The organism is Hymenobacter coccineus, assembly GCF_001816125.1.
Taxonomy (GTDB): domain Bacteria; phylum Bacteroidota; class Bacteroidia; order Cytophagales; family Hymenobacteraceae; genus Hymenobacter; species Hymenobacter coccineus.
The window spans coordinates 1-10,864 of sequence record NZ_MDZA01000070.1 but is presented as its reverse complement, the minus strand read 5'-3'; the positions used below and the strand labels follow the sequence as shown (position 1 = coordinate 10,864).

The window sequence follows — 10,864 nt, the reverse complement described above, 5'->3', positions numbered from 1 at the left end:
GCCGCTGCCCGGGGGCGGCACCCAGCGCTACCGGGTGCGGCCGGTGCCGGTGCTGGCCCCCGCGCTGGCCGCGCGCTTCCCCCAAATCCAGACCTACGAAGCCCAGGGCCTCGACGACCCCACCGCCACCGCCCGCCTCGACGTGGGGCCCGGCGGCTTCCATGCCCAGGTGCTCAGCGCCGGCCGGGCCTACTACATCGACCCGGCCGGCGACAGCGCCCACGCCATGGCCTTCAATAAGGGCACGGGGGCCCTGGCCGACGGCTGGGCGTGCCTGACGGGCGGCCGGGGCCCCGGGGCGGGGCTGGCCGACTTGGCCGGGCAGCCCAACGGCGCGCAGCTGCGCACGTTTCGGCTGGCGGTGGCGTGCACGCCGGAATACTCGCTCACCCAGGGCAATACCGTGGCGCGCGTGCTAGCCGCCGTGGCCACCACCGTCAACCGCGTGAGCGGCGTGTACGAGCGGGAGCTAGCCGTGCGCTTGGTGCTGGTGGCTAATGAGGACCAAGCGATTTTCCTCAGCGGTGCGGGGGCCCCGGTGGCCAGCCCGGTATATTCGAACAACAACGGCACGGCCATGCTGGGGCAAAACCAGACCAACCTCGACCGCGTCATCGGCACGAACAACTACGACATCGGGCACGTGTTCAGCACCGGCGGCAGCGGCATTGCCTACGTGGCCTCGGCTTGCAGCCCCACCGAAAAGGCCGGCGGCGTGAGCGGCCAGGCCAACCCCACCGGCGACAGTTTCAACATCGACTACGTGGCCCACGAAATCGGGCACCAGCTCGGGGCCACTCACACCTTCAACGGCACCGGCGGCGACTGCGGCGGGGCCAACCGCTCGCCCCGCTCGGCCTACGAGCCAGGCAGCGGCGCCACCATCATGGCCTACGCCGGCATCTGCGCCCCCGAAAACGTCGTGGCCAACAGCCTGCCCTACTTCCACTCGCGCAGCTACGACGAGATTCTGGCGTTTTTGGCCGGCCAGGGCACTTGCGCCACCGTTACGAGCACTGGCAATCGCCCGCCGGTACCCGTGGCGGGCCCCGGCTACCGCATCCCGCTGGGCACGCCCTTCGCCCTCACTGGCCAAGCCACCGACCCCGACGGCGACGCCCTGACCTACGCCTGGGAGGAATTTGACCGGGATTCGGTGACCTCGCCCATCGCCAGCCCCACCGGCAACGCGCCGCTGTTCCGGCCCTTCGCGCCCAGCCTCTCGCCCACCCGCACCTTCCCGCAAATCAGCGACGTGGTGAACAACGTGCAAACCATCGGCGAGCTGCTGCCCACCTACGCCCGGTGGCTGCACTTCCGCCTGGTGGCCCGCGACAACCGCGCCGGCGGTGGCGGCGTCGATTACGACTCGACGAGCCTGGTCGTCATCGGCACCGCGGGGCCCTTCCGGGTGCAGCAGCCCAACGCGGCCGGCGCGCAGTGGCAGCCCGGCACCAACGCCGCCGTGGCCTGGGACGTGGCCGGCACCGCCGGGGCCCCCATTAGCGCCGCGCAGGTCGACATCCTGCTGAGCACCGACGGCGGCTATACCTACCCCACCGTGCTGCTGGCCGGGGCCCCCAACACCGGCGCGGCCACCGTGGCCGTGCCCACCAGCGCGCCCCTCACTGCCCAGGCCCGGGTGATGGTGCGCGCCGTGGGCAACGTCTTCTTCGACATTTCCGACCAGAATTTTAGCATCGTGCGCGTGCTGGCCACCCAGCCCCCGGCCGCTGCGGCCGGGGCCTCGGTGTACCCCAACCCCAGCACCGGCGCGGCTACCCTGGCCATGGCCAACGCCCAGCGGGGCCCCGTAACCTTGCAACTTTTCGATGCGCTAGGCCGCCCCGTGTGGGCTGCCCAAGCCACCAAAACCACCGAGGCCTGGCAGTACCCGCTGGACCTGGGGCCCCTGGCGGAGGGTGTGTACTCGCTGCGCGTGGCCCTGCCCGCGGGGCCCCTGGTGTTGAAGGTGGTGCGGCAGTAGCGGGCTTGAGCAAAGGGGCCACTGCCCGATTTTTTAGCTCACGCAAGTTGCGGGCCATGGGCCGGCTTGGTGTAGAGCGCGGGCAAAAACGAATGCTTAGGTATTAGACTTGTTCCTAAACAGGACTCACGCACTTGTAGCCCCAGAGGGGCGGGGCGACCCGTCGGTGGTAGTTGGCTGCTATTGAGCGCGAAAGCCCCAGCGGGGCGACCCAATTGCCTGCCACGGTATTGGGTCTCCCCGCTGGGGCTTGAGCGTTATTAGGCAATAATCTACTATCGATGGGCCGCCCCGCTGGGGCTAGTCATCGGCTTACTTGCGTAAGTCCTATCTAGGAACAAGTCTATTATGTACCCTGTGCATTCTATGTTAGCCGCTTCGCTCAGCCTGGGCTGGTACCCGGGGTTGGCTTTTAACCAGGCCCCCAGGCAGGTGCCGGCTGCCGGCTGGCACCCCGCAGCGGCCCCGCGCGCTGCCTTTTCCCAACCAACTACGCTCCCTGCCTCCTGATGATTTGGCCTACCTCCGCACTGCTCCCGAAGGCCTGCTTAACGGCCTTCTTGGTTTTAGCTGCCAGCTTGCTCATCTCCCTGCAAGCGCAGGACTTTTCGCACCAAAACGAGCTGTTCTGGCAGCCGCACGGCGGCCAGAGCATCAGCTGGGACCTGACCAAGGAAACCAGGCTGCCCCATTACGACAACATCGAGCTCTCGGGCCAGCAAGTCTCCGCCATCATCCGCTACGAGGTAGACAAGGCCAAGCGCTTGCACCTGAGCCGCGACGTCATCTTTCCCCAACTGCGCCGCTACACCACCGCGGCCGAGTCGCCCTACCGCGCCTATTTGCGCGGGGAGTACCGCGACGACCTGCTGCCGGTGCTTACCCTGGCGGATAAGAAGTACGAGCTTGGCGAGGTGGATTCAGTGCGGATAAACGGCAAAATCAGCTTTTACTTCCGGGCACGCGACGGCCTGGCCGTGGTCCGCTCGTTCTTCCCCTCCATGCACGAGCGGTGCCTGGTGGAAAAATGGACCGTACGCAACACCGGCCCAACGCCCCGCACGGTCAGCATCGGGGCCACCGAGCTCCAGCAGGAGGAGGCCGGCTGGCAGGGAACCTACCACCGGCGCGTGTTCACGGATGCGAAGCGCACCGTCACCCTGCAACCGCGGGAGCAGTACGAGTTTGGCCTCTACTTTCTGGCCACGCTCCAAAACGAAGCCGCGCCCGCCGTTTCAGTGGCCACCATCGAACGCAGCCGCGATGCGTTTCTGGACAGCATCGCGACCAATCTGCAGCTGCACTCACCGGACCCGGTGCTGAACACCCTGTTTTATTTCTCCAAGATCCGGGCCGCAGAAAGCATTTTCCGCTCCCGCTACGGGCTGGTGCATTCTCCGGGCGGCGGCAACTATTACGTGGGCATCTGGGCCAATGACCAGGCCGAGTACAGTGGCCCCTTCTTTCCGTACCTGGGCTACCAAACCGGCAACCAGGCGGCGATGAACGCTTACCGCATCTTCCAGCGCAACCTGCCGAAAGACGGGGGCAAGATCTGGGCCTCGTTCGAAATGAACGTCACCTTCCCCTTCGGGGAGCGCGACCGCGGCGATGCGGCCATGATTGCGTTCGGAGCCACCCACTTTCTACTCGCCGCCGGCGACCAGCAAAAGAGTGAAGAGCTCTGGCCTTTAATTGAATGGTGCCTGAACTACTGCCGGAAGCGAACCACTGCCGACGGGGTCGTGGCATCGGAAAGCGACGAGTTGGAAGGCCGTTTTCCGGCGGGCTCGGCCAATCTCTCTACCTCGTGCTTGTACTACGGCGCCTTGGTGCAGGCGGCTAGGCTAGCGGCGGCGATGCACCAGCCGGCTGCCCTGCGCGCGACCTACCAGCAGCAAGCCCAGCGCCTGGCAACGGCGATTGACCGCTATTTCGGGGCGGAGGTAGCGGGCCTGCACACCTACAAGTATTACCAGGAAAATACAACGCTGCGCAGCTGGATCTGCCTGCCCTTGGTGGTGGGCTTAACCCCGCGCAAAGCCGGCACGCTAGACGCCCTGTTCGGTAAGTTGTGGTCGGCCAACGGCGTGCTGACCGAGCTCACGCCCGGGGCTAGCTCCTCGCCCGTGTTTTGGGACCGCGGCACCCTCTATGCCTTCCGCGGCGCGTTTAAAGCGGGGGCCGCCGACCGGGCCTTGGAGCGCTTGCGCTCCTATTCTACCACGCGCTTAACTGGTTTTCGGGTGCCCTACGCCGTGGAAGCCTGGCCCGAGAACGGCATGGCGCACCTCTCGGCCGAGAGTGCCTTGTATTGCCGCCTCTTCACCGAGGGCATCCTGGGCCTCGAACCAACGGGGTTTCATTCCTTCACCCTGCGCCCTAATTTACCAAGCAAGTGGGACCAGCTGACGATCAGCGCCATCAAAGCATTTAATACCAGCTTCGACGTTCACCTGCGCCGGGACAAGGGGAAGCTCCGCTTACAGGTCGTTCAGCAGGGCAAAGTGGTCGTCCAACGAGTAGTGCAGAACAACACGACGGTGGAAGTCAGGTTGAGGTAAAGCGCTTTTTGTGAATAGGCAGCAACAAAACGAAGGTGTCGCAGCAGCTATTTCTCCTTCAACAACCGGCTTGGGATGGTCCAGTAAAAACGGACAGTGTGCCAAGGCCGGTTGGATTGCAATTCCGGTTCAAATTGGCGGGGCGAGCGGGAACCCAGCGCGGAGTGGCGACGGGCAAGGTTGAAGTACACATCGAGCTAATGGGCCAGCCCCAAGCGGGCCAGTTCCAAGCGAGGCGACAACGGATCCCAGAGGCAATCATTCGGTTTTAAGCGTACTCCAGCCGGCTTCGGCTTGCACGTGGCCCTGCCCGCGGGGCCCCTGGTGCTCAAAGTGGTGCGGCAGTAGCTAGCGGATCGTCACCGCCGCGAGCATTGGTATGAGCAGACAGGCCAGCCTTGAGCGGTGGGAGTGCAACACCGGGAGCCGAAGGCAGTCTATGGGAAGCCCGCCCCCAAGGAAAATCAGGGAATCAACTGCATTGCCTCTCGCGTCATTCTTCGCTCCCTTACACCATGAAGTGGTTCAGCTTACAGCTTAGCCGGCATTTACGGCTCGCCGCGGCGGTATTGGCTATTGTGGTAAGCGGCGGCGGCCCTGCCCAGGGCCAGGTAAAAATGCGGCTGACGGCGCGCGTCGACACCACCCAGCCCGATGTGCAGGCGGTGTACGCCTTGCTCGGCCACTACTTCAACGCCCGGCCGGACAGCGCCTACGCCAACCCGTTTTGGAACGCCGCGGAAGTGGCTTACCACGTGGGCGAGCACCACGAAAAGGTGGACCTGGGGGCCCTGTTCATGTTTAATGGCCTATCGGCGAAGCAGTTCTTCGCCATTTACCAACCCACGGTGCTCAGCATCGAGCCAGCCGGGGCCAAGTACGTGGCCCGGGTGCTGCTGTACGCCGACGGGCCGCCCGCCTGGGTTGCCGCCGACCACTGGAACCCGCCGTTCCAGCTGCGGTACTACGCCGTGCGCAACGCCGCCGGCCAGTGGCAGCTGGAAAACACGTGGCCGAACGAGGTTGGGACTTGGAACGAGTTGGTAACGCCCTGGATTCGGTTTCACTACCCGCCCACCGCAAAGCCCGACGCAGCCAAGGCGCGCCGGGCCAGCGCGTTTTGCGATTCGGTGGTCACGCTGCTGCACCTGGCGGCCGCCCGGCCGTTTGATTACTACGTCGTCAATTCAGAGGAGCAGCTGGGGCGCTTGTTCAACTACGACTACTGGCTGCCCTTCCTCAACGGCGTGACCCAGAAGGCCTACAACCGCACGTTTTCGGCCCGGGGGCGCGAGCAGCACCTGCACGAGTTTGTGCACGTGCTCTACCCCGAGGTGAAGAACTACTTTCTGGCCGAGGGGTTGGCCACCTACCTGGGCGGCGTGGACGGCTACACGCCCTACCGGCAAACCCTGCGCGCCGTGGCCGCTGACCTCGCGCGCCACCGCCCCGCAGTCCCCTTTAAAGACTTGTACGACGGCACATTTCGGTACCCCACCAACGGCAACCCCCGCTACGTGGCGGGGGCCCTGGTTTACGAATTGGTGGCGCAAAAGGCGGGCGTGGCCAGCTTCCAAAAGCTGGAACAAAGCGAAAATACCTACGCCTCGTTTTTAACCCATTTCGCGGCGCTCATGCAAATGAGGGCCCCACAGGCCGAAGCCTTGTTACAGAAACGATTAGCCGCGTACGCAAAATAACGCCTGATTTTCAGGGCCCTATTCACTGATTTATTGGCCTTGCTTTGCCGTTGCGCAAGCGCAAGCGGCGGCCCAGCACCAGCTGCAACGCCGCTCAAAATTTGTACCTCAGTTGCACCTTCACCTCGCTGCGCGCCGCGCCGCTGATGGTTTTCAAGCCGGTGCCGACGGTGGCTTGGTAGCGGTAGCGGGTTTCGGCGTCACGCAGCTAAACTTCAACGTTTAGCCTTCCTCCTACCCGAGTTTTGTTTGCAGCCAGCGGCGAACTGGCTCGTCGTACCATTTCAAACTAGCGTACGCTAAAGCTATGCCCCCGGCCAAGATCACCGATGCGTAAGGCCAGGCTTGCGCAAGGGTCACGCCTTTATGGTTGCTGATCCAGGCGACATAAAAGTAGACCAGCGGGTAATGCACGAGGTAGAGCGGGTAGGATAGCTGACCCAGAAATTTGCATATTCTCCCTTCCGCCTGGGTCTGCACCACGCCGCTGGCACCCAGATACACAATGAGCGGAAAAATAAGGATTATCGCCACTGCTTCATAGACGCCATTCAGCCAAACACGTTCCGCACCGCCGAGGCGCGGCATGTACAGCACGAGGGCCAGCAGGAGGCTGCACCCTAAAAGGGCGTGCTTCAGGCGGGTGGGTTTGGCTATGCGGGACAGCAGCAGCCCCGCAAAGAAGGGGTACATCGTCCGCGTAATTCCCACGCGGACCTGCTCCGCGTTGAGGGTCCACCCCCCGCTGACGTCGCCGGCCGGGCTGGTAATGGCCAACTGCGCGAGCGCAACGGCCGCGAGCAACACCAGAATACCCAGCGCCGTATTGGAGAATTTCCGGATGCCGAGGGCGTAGAGGATATTGGCCAGGTACTCAAAGAACAAGGACCAGCCGACGCTATTGAGCGGGTGCATTTCTTGCCAGCCCCGGATATCCAGGGATAACGGAACCGGCAGAATGGTGCACCCGATGAGCAGCACCAGCAGCAGTTTCCACAGGGGAACGGTGTGGATGAGCGGCCAGATCGTTGAATCGGTGAAATAGAATCCGAGGGCCCCGAGGAGCATCCCGAGCACCACCATCGGTTGCAACCGTTCGATGCGGCGCTTGAAAAAAGTGCCGATGGTCATTGTTTGCCAGCGGTCGTCATACGCGTAGCCGATGACGAAGCCCGACAACAGAAAGAAAAAATCAACGGCCAAATAGCCGTGGTTGACCAAGATATCCAGGTGCCCAGTTCCCAAGGGCTCGGTCAGGTGAAAGGTGACCACGATAATGGCGGCGACCCCACGCAAGCCATCCAAGAGGGGATAATGCGGCTTGGCGGCAAGGCTATCATTTGTCATTGGCCTTTGGATGGGTAATTCTGAATCTACTGGTAGAATGGCAAATTGACGTATGCTTTATGGTCAGGTCCGGCCAGCAGGCGCTGCTAGGCAGCTACCCTTGAGCAACTCATCGCAGCGCGTCGGTGAGGTGCCGGAATTTTAATCGGTGGAAGATTATTATCAACCAAGCTTCGAAGCTAGTTGACAAATTTTTACACGCTGCGAGCCCCTGCTTTTAGTAAGCAGAATGGTAGGTCAAACGCTTGTCATATTTATTAAGCGAACCTTCTCACCTGTAAAGTCCAGGCAAATTAGATTCCACGGGGGCCCCATTCAGAACTTGTAGCGCAGCTGCGCCTTCACCTCGCTGCGCTCCGCACCCTGGATGGCTTCCAGGCCGGAGCCGACGGTGGCCTGGTGGCGGTAGCGGGTTTCGGCGTAGCGCAGCCACAGCGTGAGGGGCTTGCCCAAGCGGATTTCGACCAGCGCGTAGGCCCGCGTGCCTTGCCCGTAGAGGGCCGGCACCGACACGGCCAGCCACACGTCGGACTCATACACGTACTGGCGCACGTCGTAGTTGTCGGCGTCGAATACGGCGTAGCGGGCCGTCAGTTTCAGGGCCCGGCCGAAGCGGTAGGCCACGTCCTGGGCCAGCACGTAGCCTGCCCGCCAGGGCTGGTCGTCGTCGAGGCGCAGGCGCGAGGCTTGCAGGCGGGTGCGCACTTCCAGGGCCGGGCTCAGGGCCCCGGCGTAGTACAGCAACAGGCTTTGCTGCAAGTAGTTGCCGGGCACCGGCACCGGGAAGTCGGGGCTTGTGGGCAGGTTGCGCGGCTTGAGGCGCTGGCGCAGCTGGGCCGAGAGAATCGTGGTTTTGCTGGGCGTGTAAGCCAGGCGCAGCAGCGCGTCGTGGCCGCGGGTGGGGCCCCCACGCGGTAGCGCAGCCACGGGAAGCGGAATTGGTCGTAGTACGTGGCGATTTCCCAGCGCGGCGCGGGCCGGATTTTCAACCCGAAGTACGCGCCGCTTTCGTTGATGTTGCGGTAGTTTTCGCCGAAGGCGTTGCCGTAGAGCGAGTGGAAATCGGCGGGGTAGTGGCGCACCAGCACGGCCGCGTCCACGGCGGGGCCCAGGCTGGCGAGCAGGCCGTTCACGGTGCCCAAGGCCCCGCCGGAGGTGCGCGCCGTTTCGCCAAACAGCAGCAAATTGTGCCACACGTAGCTGTAGTGTAGGCCCAGGGCCAGGTTGTTCTTTCCCCTGAATTCGAACAGGTTATAGGTTTCGGGGCGCTTGAGCAGGGCCGTGCCGTAGTGCGTGCCCACGGCGCTGAGGCCCACCGCCAGGTCACCGTCGGCGCTGGTGTAGCCGAGGTGGCCGCCGCCCACGGTTTCGGCCAGGCGGTGGCGGTTGGCCAGCTCGGTGGCCGTGCGGTGCAGGCCGGTGTAAATCAGGCCCGAGCTGAACTCGTCGTACTCGGCCAGCGAGTCCTGGGTTTGGCGCAGGTTAGCGTCGGCGTTGCGGTGCGAGGCGAAGGCCGTGGCGTCCCACCGGGGCCCCAGCTGGTAGGTGGCGGCCCCGCCCCGAAAAAACGAATTTTCTAGCAGCCCCGCGTAGGGCCGCACGCCCACCGACGAGCGCCGCACGGTGGTAATCACCTCCGCGCCCTTGCCCACCGCGAAGCCCGACGAGAGCAGCAGCCCCTGCCCGAATTGCAGCTGGTAGTCGCCCAGGGCGATGGTTTTCCAGCGGCCGCGCGCTTGCAAAACCAGGTGCGCCGAAAAGTAATCGAACCCCACGCGGCCCTGGCCCGGCTGCCAGGCCCAGGGCTCGCCGGCGTCTTTTTCGAGCGAAAAGCCCACGCTGAAATCCTGGCTGTGGCTGGCCCGGTAGCGCAGGGCCAGCTTCTCGGGGCCCCGAGGTAGCGCAGCGTGGGCTGCCCCTGGTAGAGCGTGGGCGCGGTGTAGCCCTGGCGGGTTTGCAGCACCCGCTCGTAGCGCAGCAACGCGTAGTTGTTGTCTTCGTGCAGGATGCGCTGCCACAAGGGGCCCCGGGCGGCGCGCCCGTCGCCGCCGGCCACCGCCACAAAGGGCAGCACCCGGCCGATGGTGCGCAAATCAAATCCCTCGATGCTTTGCAGCTCGTACACGCTCAGCAGCAATCCGTTGGTCTCGCGGTGGCGCAGCAGGTTGGTAATCTGGGTTTCCGAAAGCAGCAGCAGGGCCCGCAGGTCTTCGCGCGTGGCGGCGTTGAGGTTGACCGGGGCTTGGTAGTAGTTGAGCAGCGTTTCGTAGATGTCCTCCACCGGCACCTGGTCGCTCTGAATTTCGGCAAACAGCTCCTGCGTCAGCCGGTCGAGGTCGGGCGGGCGGCGCGGGTAGTCCTGGGCGTGGGCTGGATTTGAATTAAAAATTAAAAATGATAAATTAAAAATAAGGGCAAATATGCCAGCCAGGCTCCTTTTCGAGCACCAGGTACCCGGACGCCAATTGCGTTGCGGGCCAGTCAGCCAGGGTGAAAAACGCCCCATTTGTAATTCTTAATTTATAATTTTTAATTCTCCTTACTTCCCCCGCCCCCAGCTTTTCGTCACGCTCAGGTGCTGGCTGAAGCCGAGGGCGGCCTGAAACGCCGCGGCGTAGTCCAGCCCGAAGTCGCGCAGGCGCACCCCCAGGCCGGCGCTGATTTCCTCGCTCAGCGAGGCCACGCCCACGCGGGCGGCCAGGGCCCCCACCGGCCGGTACTCCACCCCGGCCTTGAAGTTGGCGGGCGCTCCACGTCCTTCTCGGTTTCGAGGGCCAGCAGCACCTGCGCCGTGGGCCGGTAGGCCAGGCCGGCCCGCAGCACGGTGGGCACGCGCTCGTCCTGGTAGCTGGCGAGGCGCGCCTGGCCCAGGTTGTAGCCGTACACGCCGAGGGTGAGCCGGCCCGGCAGCACCTCCACCTGCCCACCCAGCGAGGCCAGCGCCACGCGCCGGCTGCCCAGCCCTTCGATGCTGACTTGCAGCATCTCCAGCCGCCCGCCCACGCTGATTTGGCCCAGCCGGTAGCCGTAGCCCGCGGCCACCCGCGTCTCGTTATACAGCTGGCCGCCAAAGCGCTGCGCCTCCAGCGCCACCACGCCGCGGCGGGCCCAGGCACGAGGCGCGGCCGGGGCCCCCCACGGGCGCGGCCCCGGGCTCCTCAGCAGCTGTTTCAGGGTCCCGGGAGGCTCCCAGCGGCAGCGCTACCACGGCCGCGCCCACGTTGAGGGCGGCGCTAAAGTAGCGGTTCTGGGCGTAGAAGCCGACT

The 10,864-nt window shown here is 64.4% G+C and carries 11 protein-coding genes; 4 read left to right on the top strand and 7 right to left on the bottom strand.

Annotation, left to right across the window (positions count from 1 at the left end):
• The 4 genes from BEN49_RS05575 to BEN49_RS30070 all read left to right on the top strand — a co-directional run.
• Nucleotides 1-1,987 (top strand): reprolysin-like metallopeptidase (locus tag BEN49_RS05575; protein ID WP_070741933.1); only part of this gene is annotated, 1,987 nt, incomplete at its 5' end.
• Nucleotides 1,988-2,496: 509 nt separating this feature from the next.
• Nucleotides 2,497-4,551, top strand: coding sequence for a glucosidase family protein (locus BEN49_RS05570; RefSeq protein WP_204376059.1), 2,055 nt, complete (start codon nt 2,497-2,499; stop codon nt 4,549-4,551).
• 515 nt (nt 4,552-5,066) lie between these two features.
• The gene (locus BEN49_RS05565) at nt 5,067-6,251 is read left to right on the top strand and encodes a hypothetical protein (protein ID WP_125916547.1); all 1,185 of its coding nucleotides are present in this window, start codon (nt 5,067-5,069) and stop codon (nt 6,249-6,251) included.
• A gap of 50 nt (nt 6,252-6,301) precedes the next feature.
• Nucleotides 6,302-6,433 (top strand): hypothetical protein, encoded by a 132-nt coding sequence (locus BEN49_RS30070; RefSeq protein ID WP_262490181.1) that lies wholly within the window; start codon nt 6,302-6,304, stop codon nt 6,431-6,433.
• 52 nt (nt 6,434-6,485) lie between these two features.
• Here the strand turns inward: BEN49_RS30070 and BEN49_RS05560 are convergent, their stop codons facing one another.
• The 7 genes from BEN49_RS05560 to BEN49_RS28815 all read right to left on the bottom strand — a co-directional run.
• Complete coding sequence (locus tag BEN49_RS05560; protein WP_070741924.1) at nt 6,486-7,598, bottom strand: acyltransferase family protein; 1,113 nt, start codon at nt 7,596-7,598, stop codon at nt 6,486-6,488.
• 315 nt (nt 7,599-7,913) lie between these two features.
• The gene (locus BEN49_RS29290) at nt 7,914-8,372 is read right to left on the bottom strand and encodes a hypothetical protein (RefSeq protein ID WP_239691830.1); all 459 of its coding nucleotides are present in this window, start codon (nt 8,370-8,372) and stop codon (nt 7,914-7,916) included.
• Nucleotides 8,318-9,340, bottom strand: a complete 1,023-nt coding sequence (locus BEN49_RS29285; RefSeq protein ID WP_239691829.1) for a hypothetical protein — start codon at nt 9,338-9,340, stop codon at nt 8,318-8,320. The genes BEN49_RS29290 and BEN49_RS29285 overlap by 55 nt, the downstream gene beginning before the upstream one ends.
• The gene (locus BEN49_RS29280) at nt 9,229-10,104 is read right to left on the bottom strand and encodes a ComEA family DNA-binding protein (protein ID WP_239691828.1); all 876 of its coding nucleotides are present in this window, start codon (nt 10,102-10,104) and stop codon (nt 9,229-9,231) included. Before BEN49_RS29280 ends, BEN49_RS29285 begins: the two co-directional genes overlap by 112 nt.
• Nucleotides 10,105-10,137: 33 nt before the next feature.
• Nucleotides 10,138-10,323, bottom strand: coding sequence for a hypothetical protein (locus BEN49_RS26620; RefSeq protein WP_125916545.1), 186 nt, complete (start codon nt 10,321-10,323; stop codon nt 10,138-10,140).
• A complete protein-coding gene (locus BEN49_RS05550; protein ID WP_070741920.1) occupies nt 10,269-10,694 on the bottom strand; it encodes a hypothetical protein in 426 nt (141 codons plus the stop codon). Before BEN49_RS05550 ends, BEN49_RS26620 begins: the two co-directional genes overlap by 55 nt.
• The coding region (locus BEN49_RS28815; RefSeq protein ID WP_204376058.1) for a hypothetical protein at nt 10,651-10,864 on the bottom strand (214 nt) is incomplete at its 5' end. The genes BEN49_RS28815 and BEN49_RS05550, both read right to left, overlap by 44 nt.

Excerpts from the sequence above, each read along its gene's own strand:
- BEN49_RS05570 (WP_204376059.1), top strand. The coding sequence starts at position 2,497 with ATGATTTGGCCTACCTCCGCACTGCTCCCGAAGGCCTGCTTAACGGCC.
- BEN49_RS05565 (WP_125916547.1), top strand. The coding sequence starts at position 5,067 with ATGAAGTGGTTCAGCTTACAGCTTAGCCGGCATTTACGGCTCGCCGCG.
- BEN49_RS05560 (WP_070741924.1), bottom strand. The coding sequence starts at position 7,598 with ATGACAAATGATAGCCTTGCCGCCAAGCCGCATTATCCCCTCTTGGAT.
- BEN49_RS29280 (WP_239691828.1), bottom strand. The coding sequence starts at position 10,104 with ATGGGGCGTTTTTCACCCTGGCTGACTGGCCCGCAACGCAATTGGCGT.